This window comes from Rhizobium laguerreae (genome assembly GCF_019778565.1).
Classification (GTDB): Bacteria; Pseudomonadota; Alphaproteobacteria; order Rhizobiales; family Rhizobiaceae; genus Rhizobium; species Rhizobium laguerreae.
Genome location: NZ_JAAXQT010000001.1, coordinates 60423 through 76831, shown reverse-complemented (window position 1 = coordinate 76831; position 16409 = coordinate 60423). Strand labels below are relative to the sequence as shown.

The following is a 16409-nucleotide window of genomic DNA, read 5'->3' as shown; positions in this document are numbered from 1 at the left end:
TGGGAGCGACGCGCTATCCTCCTGCCGATCTCCCCCCTTGTGGGGGAGATGTCCGGCAGGACAGAGGGGGGTGGCAGCACACTCCATGCCAATACATGGGGGCGCCTCTTTTGAAACCCGACACCTTCAAGGACAAGATCGTCCCCGTCACCACCATCCTGCTGGCCCTCGTCGTCATCTGGTATGTCGCCGCCATCCTGATGAACGCGCCGTTCCAGCGCGACATGGACGGCCGCGCCGGCGCCACACCGACGACCTTCGAATTCATCGGCAAGACGCTGGCGCAGCCGAAGCCTATTCTGCCGGCACCGCATCAGGTGGCGCAGAACGTCTACGAGAACACCTTTCTGCGCAGCCTTTCGAGCAACCGCAGCCTCGTCTATCATAGTTGGGTAACGCTCTCCTCCACCCTGCTCGGCTTCGGCTTCGGCATGCTGCTCGGCATCCTTCTCGCCGTGCTGATCGTCCACAACCGCGCCATGGACCGCTCGCTAATGCCCTGGCTGGTGGCGAGCCAGACCATACCGATCCTCGCCATCGCGCCGATGATCGTTATCATCTCCTACAACGTACTGACCGGCGATAATGCCATTGCGCATCTGTTGAACCTCGATTCCGACGCCTCCCGCCTCGTCTCCAAGGCGCTGATCTCCACCTACCTCTCCTTCTTCCCGGTCGCCGTCGGCATGGTGAAGGGGTTGCGTTCGCCTGAAATCATGCATCTCGACCTGATGCGCACCTACTATGCCAGCCCGATGCAGACTTTTTGGAAGCTGCGCGTTCCAGCCTCGATCCCATTCCTCTTCACCTCGATGAAGGTGGCGATCGCCGCCAGCCTCGTCGGCGCCATCGTCGGCGAGCTGCCGACGGGTGCCGTTGCCGGCATCGGCTCGAAGCTGCTCGCCGGCTCCTATTACAGCCAGACCATCGATATCTGGGCCGCCCTCGTCGCCGGATCGCTGCTGGCGGGCATCCTGGTTGCGATTGTCGGCGTTGCAGCGAAGATCGTCGACCGCGCCATGGGCGGGAGGCCGGCATGAGACATATGACCTTCTCCTGGCAGGCCGTGGTCGCGCTCCTCCTCTGCGTCGGGGCGCTGACGGCCCTGCCGCTCCTGGCCGAGGGCGCAGCGCGATCCCTTACCGACGGCACGGCAAGCCTCATTTTCACCATCGTCATCGCGGCTGCCCTGCTGTCATTCGCACCGCAGCCGCCGGCCTATCGGGCCACCGTGCTGTTTATCGGCGCGCATGGCGCCGCCTGGATGCTGCTTTCGGCTCTTTCCGGCAACGAGGGAACGGCGACGCGGGCTTTCTTCCTGCTGCTCTTTGCCTGCTGGCTGCTTGCCTGGCGATGCGTCACCGAACTGTCGAAACTGCAGCCCGTCACCACTTTCGGCAAGTCGGCGCTCCAGCTCCTGATCCCGGCGATCTTCGGCGCCTGGATCCTCATTCTCTGGGAAGCGGTCACGCGTGGCGCTGGCGTCCCCTTCATCCTGCTGCCGCCGCCGAGCGCCATCGGCGCGCGCTTCATGGCGTCGCTGCCCATCCTCGGCGCCGACGTCAGGCAGACGATCTTCAAGGCGGTGCTGATCGGTTATATCGTCGGCTGCCTCAGTGGCTTCGTCGTCGCGGTGCTCGCCGACCGCATCGCCTTCCTGCGCCGCGGCCTTCTGCCGATCGGCAACATGGTTTCGGCCCTGCCGATCATCGGTGTCGCCCCTGTCATGGTCATGTGGTTCGGCTTCGACTGGCCGTCGAAAGCCGCGGTCGTCATCATCATGACCTTCTTCCCGATGCTGGTGAATACCGTCGCCGGCCTTGCCGCCTCCGGCAGCATGGAGCGCGACCTGATGCGCACCTATGCCTCCGGATATTGGCAGACGCTGCTGAAACTCAGGCTTCCGGCAGCAATGCCCTTCATTTTCAACGCACTGAAGATCAACTCGACGCTGGCGCTGATTGGTGCCATCGTTGCGGAATTCTTCGGGACGCCGATCGTCGGCATGGGCTTCCGCATCTCCACCGAGATCGGCCGCATGAATGTCGACATGGTCTGGGCGGAAATCGCCGTCGCGGCGCTGGCCGGCTCGATCTTCTATGGCATCATCGCCCTGACCGAACGGGCGGTGACGTTCTGGCATCCGTCTATCCGTGGTGGCTAGGCGCGCGCGGACTCCAGAAACGGGTCCGGGCATAACTTCAGAGGGTAAGGATAAGAAAATGAGAAAGTTGATGGTTGCAATGATGGCGAGCGCGATGTCGCTTGCAGCAGCCCATGCGATGGCCGCCGACAAGGTGGTGCTGCAGCTGAAATGGGTCACGCAGAGCCAGTTCGGCGGCTATTACGTCGCTAAGGACAAGGGCTTCTACAAGGAAGAAGGCCTCGACGTCGACATTAAGCCGGGCGGCCCCGATATCGCCCCCGAGCAGGTGATCGCCGGCGGCGGGGCCGATGTTATCGTCGACTGGATGGGCGGCGCTCTGGTTGCCCGCGAAAAGGGTGTTCCGCTCGTCAACATCGCCCAGCCCTTTCAGAAGTCGGGTCTGGAAATGGTCTGCCGCAAGGACGGCCCGGTCAAGACCGAAGCCGACTTCAAGGGCCACACGCTCGGCGTCTGGTTCTTCGGCAACGAGTATCCCTTCTTCGCCTGGATGAACAAGCTCGGCCTGTCGACCGAAGGCGGGCCGAACGGCGTCACAGTGCTGAAGCAGAGCTTCGATGTGCAGCCGCTCGTCCAGAAGCAGGCCGACTGCATCTCCGTCATGACCTATAACGAATACTGGCAGGCGATCGATGCCGGCTTCAAGCCGGAAGAACTGACGGTCTTCAACTACACTGAAATGGGCAACGACCTTCTCGAAGACGGCCTCTATGCGATGGAAGACAAGCTGAAAGACCCGGCCTTCAAGGAGAAGATGGTCAAGTTCGTCCGCGCTTCGATGAAGGGCTGGAAATATGCCACCGAGAATCCCGAAGAAGCCGCCGAGATCGTCACGGACAATGGCGGCCAGGACGAGAACCATCAGAAGCGCATGATGGGCGAAGTCGCCAAGCTGGTCGGCGACAGCTCCGGCAAGCTGGACGAGGCGCTCTATGCCCGCACGGCAAAGGCGCTGCTCGATCAGAAGATCATCAGCAAGGAGCCGTCGGGCGCCTGGACGCACGACATCACCGACGCCGCTTCCAAATAATTCGGCGAGATTGCGAAGCAAAACGCGCGGGAGATTTCCCGCGCGTTTTGTCTATTTCGGCCCAACCGAGAAAAATGCCTTGCAACTGTCGCATTTATCGGGCGTCAAACGTCTTAGAGATAAGACGCGATCAATCTTCGTAATGTTGACATAACCTTGCGGTGATTGATTGACGTCGGAATGGTAATTATTATCGCCAAATGGGGAATTGTTTTCTGCCGGACTTGTAGATCGAGCAAATCGATACCACCTACAAGCCGAATTTGCCGGCGAGGGATGAAGACGGCAAAGGATCGGCGGATACCTCTGAGAATGCAGGAAGGGCAGTGGCCTGATCGCGCGCTGAGTGGCAGACGCTCGAGTTCGGCCAACCTTATCATAAGATTGGACGAAGACGCATGGCACGCAAGCCAATTGGAATTCTAGGCGCCTCTACTCTTTTTGCAGCGGCACTTGCTGCATCCACCGCTTTTTCGCAGGAAACGCCGGTCGCAAAGCCGCAGCAGAACCTGCCGGCGATCGTCGTCACCACGGCGGTGAACCGCACCCTCGTCGACCGTGTCATCGGCACAGGAACGGTCAAGCCCGTCGAGGAAGTCTATATCCAGCCGCAGGTCGAAGGCCTCTCGATCCGAACATTGAAAGCCGATGTCGGCGACAAGGTTCAGGCCGAAAGCACGCTGGCGACGCTCAACGATGACGCGCTGGTGCTGGAGAAGAGCCAGATGATGGCGACGAGGGCCAAAGGCGAGGCAAGCCTCGCCCAACTGCGCGCCCAACTCATTGAGGCACAGGCCAATGCCGAACAGGCGAGGCAGCAGCAGGCTCGCGCTCAGGAAATGGTCAAGAAGGGTACCGTTTCCACCGCCCAGGTCGAACAGGCCGATGCGACTGCCGCCGCCGCCAACGCCCGTGTCGTCTCTGCCGAACAGGCGATCGAGGTCGCCGAAGCCGATCTCAAGGTCTTCGACAGCCAGATCGCAGATGCGGATTTGAAGCTGGCGCGCACCGATGTGAAGACGCCGGTCGCCGGCACGATCTCGGCAAAGAACGCCAAGGTCGGCGCCATTGCTGCCGGCACCAGCGACCCGATGTTCACGCTTATCCGCAACGGCGATATCGAGCTTGTCGCCGAAATCGCCGAAAGCGATATCGTCAGGGTGATGGCTGGCCAGAAGGCGACGATTTCGCTTTCCGGTAGCCGCGAGAGACTTTCCGGCGCCGTGCGTCTGGTTTCGCCGACCGTCGATCCCGTCACCCGCCTCGGCCTCGTTCATATCTCCATCGACGATGACAGCAAGGCGCGTTCCGGCATGTACGGCAGCGCCGAGATCATCGTCCGCGAGACTGAAGGCGTAGCGCTTCCCCTGACCGCAGTGCTCACCGGCAATGAAGGCTCCTCCGCCCGCAAGGTCGAGGATGGTGTGGTGAAATTCGCCAAGATCGAGACCGGCATCCAGGACGGTGCCTATGTCGAGATCATAGAAGGATTGAAGACCGGCGACGAGGTCGTGGCCAAGGCGGGCGCCTACGTTCGCGACGGCGACCACATCACACCGGTGCGTGAACAGCCCCCGGCTTCCAACTAAAGAGACCATCCGATGAATTTTTCAGCCTGGTCCATTCGAAATCCGATCGCGCCGCTCCTGACCTTCTGCCTGTTGATGTTCATCGGCATGCAGTCCTTCAATACGCTGCCGATCACGCGCTTTCCAAACATCGACGTGCCGCTCGTTTCGATCAGCGTGACGCAGAGCGGCGCTTCGCCGGCTGAGCTCGAAATGCAGGTTACAAAGGAGATCGAAGACGCGGTCGCCTCCATCACCGGCATCGACGAAATCCAGTCGACGGTGACCGACGGCAGCTCGCAGACCAACGTCATGTTCCGGATGGAAGTGCCGACGGAGCAGGCTGTCCAGGACACCAAGGATGCGATCGACCGCATTCGCAGCGACCTGCCGGCAACGGCCGAAGCACCGATCGTCTCCAAGGTCGATGTCGAGGGACAGGCGATCCAGACCTTCGCCGTTTCCTCGCCTGCCATGTCGCTGGAAGAACTTTCCTGGTTCGTCGACGACACGATCAAGCGTTCGCTGCAAGGACAGGCCGGCATCGGCCGCGTCGACCGTTACGGCGGCGCAGAGCGCGAAGTGCGTATCGAACTCACCCCTGACAAGCTCAATGCCTACGGCATCACTGCCGCGAGCGTGAACCAGCAGCTGCGCGGCACCAACATCGACCTCGGTTCGGGCCGCGGCCAGGTGGCGGGCAGCGAACAGGCCATCCGTGTTCTCGGCGACGCCCGCAACGTCGCTGACCTCGCCAATACGACCATTGGCCTGCCGAACGGCCGCTTCGTCAAACTATCCGATCTCGGCGTTATCAAGGACACCTATGAGGAGCCGAAATCCTTCTCGAGATTCAACGCTACGCCGGTCGTTACCTTCGGCGTTTTCCGCTCGAAGGGCGCCAGCGAAGTCAGCGTCGCCGAAACCGTGGCGCAGAATCTCGACAAGGTGCGAGCCGAAAACCCGAATGTGAAGATCGAACTGATCGATGATTCGGTCTATTTCACCTACGGCAACTACGAAGCCGCCATTCATACGCTGCTCGAAGGTGCGCTGCTCGCCGTCATCGTCGTCTTCCTGTTCCTCAGGAACTGGCGTGCGACGCTGATTTCGGCAATCGCCCTACCCTTGTCCGCGATCCCGACCTTCTGGATCATGGACATGATGGGCTTCTCGCTGAACCTCGTCAGCTTCCTCGCGCTGACGCTTGCGACCGGCATTCTTGTCGACGATGCGATCGTGGAAATCGAAAACATCGCCCGCCACATCAAGATGGGCAAGACGCCCTATCGGGCGGCGATCGAAGCGGCCGATGAAATCGGTCTTGCCGTCATCGCCACCACCTTCACGATCATCGCCGTCTTCGTGCCCGTTTCCTTCATGCCGGGTATTCCGGGCCAGTACTTCATCCAGTTCGGCCTGACCGTCGCCTTCTCGGTCTTCTTCTCGCTGATGGTCGCGCGCCTCATCACCCCGATGATGGCCGCCTATCTCATGCGCGCCGAAGACGGCATGGAAGACCATCACGACAATGATGGCCTGCTGATGCGGGGATACACGCGTCTCATACGTGGCACGACCGGCCGCTGGTACACGCGTTATGCCACGCTGATTGTCGCATTCGCTTTCCTGGCCGGCTCTGTTCTGCTGCTGATGCAGGTTCCCGGCAGCTTCCTGCCGCCGGAAGATGCCTCACGCATCGTTCTCTCCGTCGAGCTGCCGCCCAATGCACGGCTCGACGATACCGAGAAGACGACGGATGCGATCTATGACAGGGTCAAGGACATCAACGGCGTCGAAAGCGTCTTCGTCCTCGGCGGCGCGTCGCCGAAGGGCGATCTCGAACTGCGCCGTGCGACCATCACGCTCGCGCTTCACAAGCTCGATCAATCGCTCGTCAAGAAGGTGGTCAACGACGTGCTCGGCGACATACCGGTCGTCGGCCCGATGCTGCCGAAAGTGGAAGTCCACGGCCGTGAACGCCCGCAATGGGATATTGAAAAGGAAGTTTTCGTCAAGCTACGCGACATTCCCGATGTCCGTATCCTGAAGCTCAATGACCGTGGCGAACGCGACCTCTCCTTCAACTTCCTCTCCAAGAACGACAAGGACCTGAACGACGCCGTCGGTATTCTGGAATCCAAACTCCGCGCCGATCCGCTGCTTGCCAATGTCAGCGCCGACGGCTCGCTGCCCCGTCCGGAACTGCAGGTTCATCCGCGCATGGATGAAGCCGCCCGCCTCGGCATCACGCCGCAGCAGATCTCCGAGACGATCCGCGTCGCCACCATCGGCGATGTCGATGCCGCCCTAGCCAAGATCTCGCTCGACGATCGCCAGATCCCGATCCGGGTCCAGGCCGCAGTCGACATGCGTCGCGATCTCGCGGCCATCAGGACATTGAAGATCCAGACCGCCAACGGTGGCACCGTTCCGCTCGCGAGCGTCGCCAATATCGACTATTCGGAAGGCGTAAGCTCGATCAAGCGCAACAACCGCTACCGCGTCGTCTCGATCGGTTCGGATCTGCCCCAGGGCGTCGCACTCGACACAGCGTCCGCCCGCTTCCGCGAGATAGTCAATGGGGCCAATATTCCGGCTTCCGTGCGTCTTGCAGAAAGCGGCGACACCAAGGTGCAGACCGAGATGCAGCAGAGTTTCGTCAACGCCATGTTGATGGGCCTGCTGCTGGTGCTGACGGTGCTGATCCTGCTCTTCAAGGACGTGATCCAGCCCTTCACCATCCTGTTCTCGCTGCCGCTCGCCATCGGCGGTGTCGCGGCCGGCCTGATCCTCACCAACAATCCGCTGTCGATGCCCGTCATGATCGGCATCCTGATGCTGATGGGTATCGTCACCAAGAACGCCATCCTGCTCGTCGATTTCGCGATCGAGATGCGCCATCAAGGCATGGCCCGCGTCGAGGCCATGGTCGAAGCCGGCCGCAAACGCGCCCGGCCGATCATCATGACCTCGATCGCCATGTCGGCAGGCATGCTGCCTTCCGCTCTCGGTGTCGGCGAAGGCGGCTCATTCCGCGCGCCGATGGCGATCGCGGTGATCGGCGGCATCATCGTTTCGACAGTGCTCTCGCTCGTCGTCGTGCCCTCCTTCTTCCTGATCATGGACGACCTCTCCCGCCTGCTCGGCTGGGCTTTCGGCCGCCTGGTCGGCAGGAAGGACGACGAGGAACTGCCGCTGTCGCGCGAGGATCTCACCCGCGTCACCCGGGAGAACCGCGGCGACATCGACTCGCTGGAGGAGCGCCTGACCGCGATCGAAAAGCCGGAAAGCAAACGCAAGACCGCCAATGGCAACGACACCAACGTGCTGCGCCTGCCGCCCTTCGCGGCTGAATAAGCAAAGCCGAGGAATTGAACGGGCCGGGAGCGATCTCCCGGCACGTTTCGCTTTTTTTCATTCATCTCTGACGGTTGACCAAAATCAATTCCATCGCCGTCTCCTTCCCGTATTTTGCCCGGCAGGCATAAGGAATTGAAAAGACCGCCATATCAGGGGACCGGGAGATGAACAGAACGCCGACATTCGACGGCCATGAGGCCGCTGTGCTCGCCAAGGCTGACTTCATGGCCGGGCTCGACCACGACGAGGCTGAAGCCCTGCGCGCCTGCGCCACCGTTCTCCTCTGCGACCCGCACGCCGTTCTCTTCGAGGAGGGCGACAAGGCGGCCTATTTCTATTGCATGCTCAGCGGTTATGTCAGGCTCTATCGTCACAAGGGCGACGGCAGGCAGGCCGATATCCGCATCTGCGAGCCCGGCGACAGTTTCGCCGAATGCCTGATCCACGCCGACGAAACCTATCGTTACGGCGCGCAGGCGATGGATCATGCCGTGCTGGCGTGCTTTCATATCGCCAAGGTCCGGCTGTTGCTCGATGAGCAGCCGCGGATCGGCAAGGCGATCATGCGCAGCCTGTCGCTGCATCTGATCTCGACGATGGAATCCCTGGCAAGCGACCGCATGCAGACCGCGCCGCAGCGCGTGGCTAACTATCTGCTGACCCATTGCATCGAGAACGGTGCGACCGCTTCGCTGCGGCTGCCCTTTCCGAAAAATCTGCTTGCCCGCAAACTCGGCCTCGCACCGGAGGCGCTTTCGCGCGCCTTCTCGGCGCTGAAGACGAAGGGTGTCACGGTGCGCGGCCGGGCAATCGCCGTCCGCGACGTCAAAGTGCTGCGGCAGATCTGATCGCCAAAACCATCCCGCTTTAAAGCCCGCCCTGCTCCCTGAGGAAGCTGACGATCGAGCTGACGCCGTCGCCGCGCTTCATGTCGGAGAAGACGAAGGGGCGGCTCGCACGCATGCGGGTTGCATCCCGGTCCATGACCTCGAGATCGGCGCCGACATAAGGCGCCAGATCCTTCTTGTTGATGACGAGCAGGTCCGACCGGGTGATGCCGGGGCCTCCCTTGCGCGGGATTTCCTCGCCTTGGCAGACGGAGATGACATAGATGGTGATATCGGCAAGATCGGGCGAAAAGGTCGCAGCCAGATTGTCGCCGCCGGATTCGATGAAGACGACGTCCAGATCGGGGATCCGCTGGTTGAGGCCGGCGATCGCCTGCAAATTGATTGTCGCATCCTCGCGGATGGCGGTATGCGGGCAGCCGCCCGTCTCGACACCGACGATGCGGTCCGAAGTCAATGCCTGCATCCGCACCAGCGCCTCGGCATCCTCGGTCGTGTAGATATCGTTGGTGACGACGGCGACGGAATAATCGTCGCGCATCGCCTTGCAGAGCTTTTCGGTCAGCGCCGTCTTGCCCGAGCCGACCGGCCCGCCAATGCCGACACGCAAAGGACCGTTTCTCGATTTCATGTGCCTTACTCCAATCGAACCCCGATGATAACGAAGCCGCCCGCCCGCGCCACCGTCAAATGACGCAGCCGCAGCGATAATTTCGGACAATCACGAACGGAACAGCCGTGTCGCCTGCGTCTCGTGGCGCAGGCTGGCAATATCGGCCTGCACTGTCGCCGAACCCAGATCGTCGAGCGTCGAGGCTGCCGCCCGCCGGGCGACCTCCGCGATACGGTCTTCCAGACCGGCAAGAACGGCGAGGCCATCCCGTTGCCCGGCGACACCGAGGCGGATACCTGATGAAACCGCTTGTGAGACATAGGCATGCAGGAAGGCGGCGAGCGCCTTCTCGGGCCCTATGCCATGGGCGCCCGTCACCGCCCCGACCGCAATGGGATACGCGACCCTGTCAGGTAGCCGCTCGAACACCCCGTCGGGCCAGGCCCGCGCCGCTGCGAGGAAAGCCTCACCGAGCAACATCGTTTCCTGATGCCGCTCGCGTGATCCGGCCAGCGCCTCGGCGAGTGCAGCGACTTCGGCAAGGCGTGCGGGTTCTGCCTGTTGCCTGTGGCTTTCGGCCAGAAGCACCGCATCGTTCCAGGCCGACCCATTCCCGACCAGCGTGCCGATCCAGGCCGCAAGCGAGGTCGCATCCGTAACGAGCCCGTCGGCCACCGCCCGCTCCAGCCCGCCCGAATAGGCAAAGCTGCCGATAGGAAAGGCCGGCGAGAGCCATGCCGTCAGGCGCAGCAATGCCTGCAGCTCGCGATCCCTGGTCATCAAGACTCAGTCGTGCTTGTGGTCATGATCATGACCGCGATCGTGGCGGTGCTCATGCTCATGCTCGTAGCCATGTTCGTGATCGTGGTCATGGCCGTGATCATGCCCGTGGTCATGATTGTGATCGTGGTCATGCCCATGCGAATGCCCGCCTTGGGAATGATAGGCGCCGCGCGCCGGCTGGAACGGCTCGTCGATCTCGAGGACGACGGCGCCGAGGCCCTGCAGCATGGCGCGGATGACATGATCGCGGAGGATGACGATGCGGTCTTCCTCGATCTGCGCGGCAAGATGCCGGTTGCCGAGATGCCAGGCGAGCTCGACCAGATGGGTGCGGTCGCGACCGCGGATTTCGAAGAGTTTCTCGTCGGCGGCGAGGATCTCGATCAGTTCGCCGTCGTCGCGCACCAGCAGGTCGCCATTGGCGAAAAGCACCGGATCCTTGAGATCGAGCATGACCATCTCACCATTTTCCAGATGCAGCAGCTTGCGGCGCAGATGGCGCAGATCATGCGGCAGCTTGACGTGGGCGATTGGGTGGGAGGAAGGGGTTCCGGCGGGAAGATAGGAGATGACGCGCTGCATGACATGTCCGTTTTTCTGAGAGGACGACCATGCAAAATAGCTCTTCCCGATGCAAGCACCAATGGCCTTTCGTCCGGCTTCGGCTTTTATATTCCGTAAGCCTGCATCACATTGTCGCTCTCCGGGCCTCTGTTCTCGCCGTCGACGCCGTTCTCGACGAGCCCGTGCCAGGCGTGATGAAGACCTTCCCGTTCATGTACGACCCGATTGCGCCCGAGCGCCTTGGCGAGATAGAGCGCCCGGTCGGCGGAGGCATAAACCGCCTGCTTGTTGCGCCCGGCGACGAGATCGGCAATGCCGCCGGAAACGGTGATGCGGATATCGTGCCCCTCGGCCTTGATGGCGCCGCCGGCGATCCGGGCCCGGACACCTTCAATACGCTCCATCCGTGCCTCCAGCGGCTCGCCGGATAGGATCACACCAAACTCCTCCCCACCCAGCCGTGCGACGACGGACACCTCATCGAAGGCGGATGTGAGCATGCCCGAAACGGCGACGATAACGGCATCGCCGCAGCCATGGCCGAAGCGGTCATTGATCGTCTTGAAACGATCGACGTCAAAAATCACTAGGGACGCGTTGCCATCGATATTCTCAAGCGCCTCGGCAAAGGCGCGCCGGTTGAGCAGTCCGGAAAGCGTATCCGTGCGGCTGAGCTTTTCGAATTCCGCCCGCGAGAGCGCGAGATCGCGCATGGCAAAGCCGGCAAACAGCGACAGCATGCCGGAAACGGTACCGCCGATCAGCCAGGAAAAGACCGCGCTGAAGCCGATTGCATGGGCGAGCGTCACCGGTAGAAGCCCGAGAAGATCGAGCGACGGCATCGTCAATGCGATAATGACTCCTGAGAGAATAACGGCAAGAAAAGCCATCTTCAGGGCGAAGACATAGACGTTCCTGCGGTATTGAAGATCGCCGAAATCGGCCTGCAGCGAAATCCAGTTTCTCATGAGAATCAACCTTCCTGCTCGGCGTTTCCAGGCATTGATAAGAGCCCAATTGCTGCGGGTGTCTTAATTGACTCGTTAAAATTCGAACGGTTTTGGACGTTTTGGTGGACAGATTTTTTCTAGCAAAGGATGCAGCTTTCCAATCCCTGAATCGAACAGCGCAGAGAGACAGTTAAATAATTGATATAAAAGGGATTTATAAAGCTTCCAGACGCGGCCGCTCCAGAATGGTTTAGCTGAAGAAAATACCGGTTTTTCCACCGATTTTTACAACCAGATGGAGAGCGCTATTCACAATTCACTTTAAGAGCGGACCGGCTCGACGGCTGCTTCAATTGTAGACAGAAACAGACAATCGCAATGCTTGTGGAAGCGGGTTCCATATGCCTGTTCGAAGCCCAGCCGAGCGCAGGGCAGCGGCAGTCCAGGTGTTGCAGCCGAAGAGGGCGTTGAAGTATCCCCTGGCCTCGAAGAACCGGTCGATCTCGCCGTAACCCACACCCGGAATCGGCACCACCGCGCCCGCGTCGCGGACGAAGCTCTCGGAGATAAAGTCGCGCAGCTGCGCTAATTGATCCTCACTGACATTGAATGCCGTAACGGTGGGCTGCGGCTCGGTGATAGGGCCAGCAAGGTCCACATGCAGCACTGAACGGTCGATCGTCAGCGCGCGCAACACCGGCAGCGGCTTCAGCTCCGCCCATGTGGGCGTTTCCAGATAGAAGGCACGACCGCCCCAGCCGATAATGAGCCACTCCGCGCTCGGATGGCCGAGCGGAAAATCGGTATTGTCGAGGAAGGAAAAGGCAGCCCGCGTTTCCGCGTCGAGCGGAATGGCAATATCGGTATGGATCGGGCCTGACAGCAGCAGAACCCGATGCGTCACTGCGGCAGATGACGCCTTGACCGGCGCAATCAGCGGCCGGGGAATAAGGGTCCCGCAGACCGCCGAAAGGACGAGCAGGAATACGATCCGCAACAACCAGCGGATACCTGTCCTCATCGCAGCCGTCCATCACACATCGGACGTGGGCCTAGAACAGGAAATAGCGCTGCGCCATCGGCAGCACCGTCGCCGGCTCGCATGTCAGCAGCTCACCGTTCGCCCTGACCTCGTAGGTTTCCGGATCGACCTCGATCTCGGGTGTCAGGTCGTTGTGGATCATCGATGCCTTGGAGATGCCGCCGCGCGTATTCTTCACCGCGACCAGTTCCTTGGCGACGCCGAGCCGGCCCTTCAGGCCGGCATCGAGCGAGGCCTGGCTGACGAAGGTGACGGAGGAATTGGTGAGGCTCTTGCCATAGGAGGCAAACATCGGCCGGTAGTGCACCGGTTGCGGCGTCGGGATCGAGGCGTTCGGATCGCCCATCGGCGCGGCCGCGATCGAGCCCCCGAGCAGCACCATATCGGGCTTCACGCCGAAGAAGGCAGGATTCCACAGCACGAGGTCGGCGCGCTTGCCGACTTCGACCGAGCCGATTTCACGGCTGAGACCATGGGCGATCGCCGGGTTGATCGTATATTTGGCGATATAGCGGCGGACGCGGAAATTGTCGTTGTCGCCCTTTTCCTCCTCCAGCCGGCCGCGCTGGCGCTTCATCTTATCGGCCGTCTGCCAGGTGCGGATCGCCACCTCGCCGACCCGGCCCATGGCCTGGCTGTCGGACGAGATGATCGAGAAGGCGCCGATGTCGTGCAGGATGTCTTCGGCGGCGATCGTTTCCTTGCGGATCCTGCTTTCGGCAAAAGCGATATCTTCGGGGATCGACGGCGACAAATGGTGGCAGACCATCAGCATGTCGAGATGCTCGGCGATGGTATTGACCGTATAGGGACGCGTCGGATTGGTCGACGACGGGATGACGTTCGGCTGGCCGCAGATCTTGATGATATCAGGCGCATGCCCGCCGCCTGCTCCTTCCGTGTGGAAGGCATGGATGGTGCGGCCCTTGATGGCGCCGATCGTATCCTCGACGAAGCCGCTTTCGTTCAGCGTATCGGTGTGGATCATCACCTGCACGTCGTATTCGTCGGCAACCGACAGGCAGCAGTCGATGGCGCCTGGTGTCGTGCCCCAATCCTCGTGCAGCTTCAGCGAGGTGGCGCCCGCCAGCACCATTTCGGTCAGCGCCCCCGGCAGCGAGGCATTGCCCTTGCCGGCAAAGGCGAGGTTCATCGGGAAGGCGTCGGCCGCTTCGATCATGCGCGCGAGATGCCAGGGACCGGGCGTGCAGGTGGTGGCGAGCGTGCCGTGTGCCGGACCGGTGCCGCCGCCAAGCATGCAGGTCATGCCGCTCATCAGCGCTTCCTCGATCTGCTGCGGTGCGATGAAATGGATATGGCTGTCCATGCCGCCAGCGGTGACGATATTGCCTTCGGCGGCGATCGCCTCCGTGCCCGGGCCGACGATGATGTTGACACCCGGCTGCATGTCGGGATTACCCGCCTTGCCGATCGCGACGATGCGCCCATCCTTGAGGCCGATATCGGCTTTGTAGATGCCCGAATGATCGACGATCACCGCATTGGTGATGACCGTATCGACCGCGCCATCCGCCCGCGTCACCTGGCTCTGTCCCATGCCGTCGCGGATCACCTTGCCGCCGCCGAACTTCACCTCCTCGCCATAGATGGTGAAATCCTTCTCGATCTCGATGAAAAGCTCCGTATCGGCAAGGCGTACCTTGTCGCCGGTGGTCGGTCCGAACATGCCGGCATAGGCGGCGCGCGAGATCTTGTAGGGCATATTCTGGTTCTACCTCTGGAGTTCCGAAAAATTGGGAGATTTCGATGCGGCCCGGTCGAAAGTCAGGGTCGTGCGGCAGCCGTTTCGCTTGTTGATTTCGCCGATGAGATGGTCGGAAAAATCGCCCGGAAATGCGATGAAGCTGCTCAACGATGCCTCTACGGTCGCAGCGTCCTGGACCATTACATTTGACATGTGCAGCAGCCTTGTCATGACCCCGGCAATGACCTCCTTGCTGTATTTCAGCTTCTGCCGAAGCACCCAGATCGTCTCGACAACGACCACATGGTTGACGAAGAACGGTTCGCGGCTCCCCACAACGGCAGCGCGAACCAGGGCGAACTGGTCCGGCGTGTGGTCCCCCTCGGAAAGATCGGTGAGAAAGATCCTGAGCAGGATATTCGTATCAATCCCCAGCATTCCATGATCCCGTCGCCATTGCACCGCGCGCCTCTGCGATCCATTTTTCAATGTCATCGCCCGAAACCGGTTCGTCGCTCTTCAGAACTCCTATCAAGTCGGCAAGACTTTCTCTCAGCACACGAACTTCGAAAACGCCGTAGGAATTCGCGACGAAATCGATCCGGTCGCCGGCATGAATGTCCAACGACTTGCGCAACCCTGCAGGCAGCGTGATCTGATTTTTCGATGTGACCTTTGCCGATGTCGCCATAACAAGTCTCCTTACCTTTTGTTCAAAATGTAAGGCGTTTTGCCGGATGCCGCAATGTTTGTCCCAAGCCGCCGAAGCCGCCCCTCGTCGATATACCGGTCCACCAGCTGCCGCTCGGCGGCGAACGGATGCCATTCCCAGCCGACATGGCCGAAGCCAGCGAGCGTCACCTCGGCCTCGTCACGTCTCTCCAGCACCTCGCCGATCACGATCATGCCGCTGCTCGGCACCACGTATGGCTGAGGATCAAAAGCCGAAATCGCTGCATCGACGGCATCGTGAATCGACTTGTCGATGATGACGTGCGTCTTGCCGGTGTCTGCGCAGAAGGCGCTGAACTCAGCGGTATAGTCGTCGCAGAAATCGTCGAGTTCCGGATGCGAGACGGCAAGCGGCGCCCGCATCGCGGCGAATTTTTCCGGGTCGCGCACGCTCCAGATTTCGCCAGCCGACACCACGCCCGGATGAGCGCGCCACTCACGCGAACCGAGCATCGCCTTTGCCGGCCTGCCGGTATTGCAGACCGCAACGGCATCCGTGCGGCTGCCGCCGGCCCCATAGGAGCGGCAATCATTGAATCGGATGACGAAATCGGCGGCATCGATGACACCAGCCTCTGCCTCTCCGATGTCGCCATTGCCGACGATCATGATTTTCCTGATCACCCTAGTTGCTCATCGTATCTTCGAGCTCTTTCAGCTCTTTCGTGCGTTTATCCGTAATGTTGGCGAGACATCCGGCAACCAGCATCGGCTCCATCGTGCCGCCGCGGGCCTGAAAGCCGAAGGCGTCGCATTCGGCATCGCGATAATCGATCCAGGCGCGCTGCGCCTTGACCAGCGCCTGCTCCGCGCCCTTCATGTCGCCATCCAGGTCCTTGTCGATCGCTGCCAGGACGGCGCGGGTTTTCTTGTATTGCGCATTCAAAGCCTTGTCGGCGGCCTCATGACGCGCCGCCTCGCAAGACGTCATGTCCGATTGCGTCTTGGGACTGTTGCAATCGATATCCTCAGCAGAGGCAGCACCTGCCGTCAGCAGCATCGCCGCCCCGACGAGGCAGATATTCAAGCGCATGCATTCCTCCAGAT

Annotated in this window: 16 protein-coding genes; 6 read left to right on the top strand and 10 right to left on the bottom strand. The window is 61.1% G+C overall.

Features of this window, described 5'->3' with window-relative positions:
* Positions 1-110 precede the first annotated feature (110 nt).
* From HFO71_RS00355 to HFO71_RS00330, 6 genes are all read left to right on the top strand, one after another.
* Complete coding sequence (locus HFO71_RS00355) at positions 111-1040, top strand: ABC transporter permease (protein ID WP_025395676.1); 930 nt, start codon at positions 111-113, stop codon at positions 1038-1040.
* Positions 1037-2164 (top strand): ABC transporter permease, encoded by a 1128-nt coding sequence (locus tag HFO71_RS00350; protein ID WP_132613810.1) that lies wholly within the window; start codon positions 1037-1039, stop codon positions 2162-2164. The genes HFO71_RS00355 and HFO71_RS00350 overlap by 4 nt, the downstream gene beginning before the upstream one ends.
* Before the next feature lie 58 nt (positions 2165-2222).
* A complete protein-coding gene (locus HFO71_RS00345; RefSeq protein WP_221987421.1) occupies positions 2223-3194 on the top strand; it encodes an ABC transporter substrate-binding protein in 972 nt (323 codons plus the stop codon).
* A gap of 398 nt (positions 3195-3592) precedes the next feature.
* Entirely contained in the window at positions 3593-4783 is a 1191-nt protein-coding gene (locus tag HFO71_RS00340; protein ID WP_131639733.1) for an efflux RND transporter periplasmic adaptor subunit, read from the top strand.
* Positions 4784-4795: 12 nt separating this feature from the next.
* A complete protein-coding gene (locus HFO71_RS00335) occupies positions 4796-8122 on the top strand; it encodes an efflux RND transporter permease subunit (protein WP_221987419.1) in 3327 nt (1108 codons plus the stop codon).
* 167 nt (positions 8123-8289) lie between these two features.
* Positions 8290-8973 (top strand): Crp/Fnr family transcriptional regulator, encoded by a 684-nt coding sequence (locus HFO71_RS00330; RefSeq protein WP_221987417.1) that lies wholly within the window; start codon positions 8290-8292, stop codon positions 8971-8973.
* 19 nt (positions 8974-8992) lie between these two features.
* Here the strand turns inward: HFO71_RS00330 and ureG are convergent, their stop codons facing one another.
* The 10 genes from ureG to HFO71_RS00280 all read right to left on the bottom strand — a co-directional run bounded on the left by ureG (position 8993) and on the right by HFO71_RS00280 (position 16395).
* The gene (ureG, locus tag HFO71_RS00325; protein WP_003542294.1) at positions 8993-9604 is read right to left on the bottom strand and encodes an urease accessory protein UreG; all 612 of its coding nucleotides are present in this window, start codon (positions 9602-9604) and stop codon (positions 8993-8995) included.
* A 90-nt stretch (positions 9605-9694) separates the two neighbouring features.
* Complete coding sequence (locus HFO71_RS00320) at positions 9695-10366, bottom strand: urease accessory protein UreF (RefSeq protein WP_017961736.1); 672 nt, start codon at positions 10364-10366, stop codon at positions 9695-9697.
* Positions 10367-10372: 6 nt separating this feature from the next.
* Entirely contained in the window at positions 10373-10951 is a 579-nt protein-coding gene (gene ureE / locus HFO71_RS00315; RefSeq protein WP_221987415.1) for an urease accessory protein UreE, read from the bottom strand.
* An 86-nt stretch (positions 10952-11037) separates the two neighbouring features.
* Positions 11038-11901: a GGDEF domain-containing protein gene (locus HFO71_RS00310; RefSeq protein ID WP_221987414.1), complete on the bottom strand. Its 864-nt coding sequence runs from the start codon at positions 11899-11901 to the stop codon at positions 11038-11040.
* 331 nt (positions 11902-12232) lie between these two features.
* Positions 12233-12904: a TIGR02117 family protein gene (locus HFO71_RS00305; protein WP_131665211.1), complete on the bottom strand. Its 672-nt coding sequence runs from the start codon at positions 12902-12904 to the stop codon at positions 12233-12235.
* Between the two features lie 31 nt (positions 12905-12935).
* Positions 12936-14648: an urease subunit alpha gene (gene ureC / locus HFO71_RS00300; RefSeq protein ID WP_221987413.1), complete on the bottom strand. Its 1713-nt coding sequence runs from the start codon at positions 14646-14648 to the stop codon at positions 12936-12938.
* Between the two features lie 9 nt (positions 14649-14657).
* A complete protein-coding gene (locus HFO71_RS00295) occupies positions 14658-15068 on the bottom strand; it encodes a PIN domain-containing protein (RefSeq protein WP_077979099.1) in 411 nt (136 codons plus the stop codon).
* A complete protein-coding gene (locus HFO71_RS00290) occupies positions 15055-15321 on the bottom strand; it encodes an AbrB/MazE/SpoVT family DNA-binding domain-containing protein (RefSeq protein ID WP_077979100.1) in 267 nt (88 codons plus the stop codon). Before HFO71_RS00290 ends, HFO71_RS00295 begins: the two co-directional genes overlap by 14 nt.
* Before the next feature lie 11 nt (positions 15322-15332).
* Complete coding sequence (locus HFO71_RS00285; RefSeq protein WP_131639770.1) at positions 15333-15971, bottom strand: Urease operon accessory protein; 639 nt, start codon at positions 15969-15971, stop codon at positions 15333-15335.
* 16 nt (positions 15972-15987) lie between these two features.
* The gene (locus HFO71_RS00280) at positions 15988-16395 is read right to left on the bottom strand and encodes a lysozyme inhibitor LprI family protein (protein ID WP_168273131.1); all 408 of its coding nucleotides are present in this window, start codon (positions 16393-16395) and stop codon (positions 15988-15990) included.
* Positions 16396-16409 lie beyond the last annotated feature (14 nt).

What these genes read in the sequence shown, in the direction of transcription:
- HFO71_RS00350 (WP_132613810.1), top strand. Translation starts at nt 1,037, where the DNA reads ATGAGACATATGACCTTCTCCTGGCAGGCCGTGGTCGCGCTCCTCCTC.
- HFO71_RS00345 (WP_221987421.1), top strand. Translation starts at nt 2,223, where the DNA reads ATGAGAAAGTTGATGGTTGCAATGATGGCGAGCGCGATGTCGCTTGCA.
- HFO71_RS00340 (WP_131639733.1), top strand. Translation starts at nt 3,593, where the DNA reads ATGGCACGCAAGCCAATTGGAATTCTAGGCGCCTCTACTCTTTTTGCA.
- HFO71_RS00335 (WP_221987419.1), top strand. Translation starts at nt 4,796, where the DNA reads ATGAATTTTTCAGCCTGGTCCATTCGAAATCCGATCGCGCCGCTCCTG.
- HFO71_RS00330 (WP_221987417.1), top strand. Translation starts at nt 8,290, where the DNA reads ATGAACAGAACGCCGACATTCGACGGCCATGAGGCCGCTGTGCTCGCC.
- ureG (WP_003542294.1), bottom strand. Translation starts at nt 9,604, where the DNA reads ATGAAATCGAGAAACGGTCCTTTGCGTGTCGGCATTGGCGGGCCGGTC.
- HFO71_RS00320 (WP_017961736.1), bottom strand. Translation starts at nt 10,366, where the DNA reads ATGACCAGGGATCGCGAGCTGCAGGCATTGCTGCGCCTGACGGCATGG.
- ureE (WP_221987415.1), bottom strand. Translation starts at nt 10,951, where the DNA reads ATGCAGCGCGTCATCTCCTATCTTCCCGCCGGAACCCCTTCCTCCCAC.
- HFO71_RS00310 (WP_221987414.1), bottom strand. Translation starts at nt 11,901, where the DNA reads ATGAGAAACTGGATTTCGCTGCAGGCCGATTTCGGCGATCTTCAATAC.
- HFO71_RS00305 (WP_131665211.1), bottom strand. Translation starts at nt 12,904, where the DNA reads ATGAGGACAGGTATCCGCTGGTTGTTGCGGATCGTATTCCTGCTCGTC.
- ureC (WP_221987413.1), bottom strand. Translation starts at nt 14,648, where the DNA reads ATGCCCTACAAGATCTCGCGCGCCGCCTATGCCGGCATGTTCGGACCG.
- HFO71_RS00295 (WP_077979099.1), bottom strand. Translation starts at nt 15,068, where the DNA reads ATGCTGGGGATTGATACGAATATCCTGCTCAGGATCTTTCTCACCGAT.
- HFO71_RS00290 (WP_077979100.1), bottom strand. Translation starts at nt 15,321, where the DNA reads ATGGCGACATCGGCAAAGGTCACATCGAAAAATCAGATCACGCTGCCT.
- HFO71_RS00285 (WP_131639770.1), bottom strand. Translation starts at nt 15,971, where the DNA reads ATGATCGTCGGCAATGGCGACATCGGAGAGGCAGAGGCTGGTGTCATC.
- HFO71_RS00280 (WP_168273131.1), bottom strand. Translation starts at nt 16,395, where the DNA reads ATGCGCTTGAATATCTGCCTCGTCGGGGCGGCGATGCTGCTGACGGCA.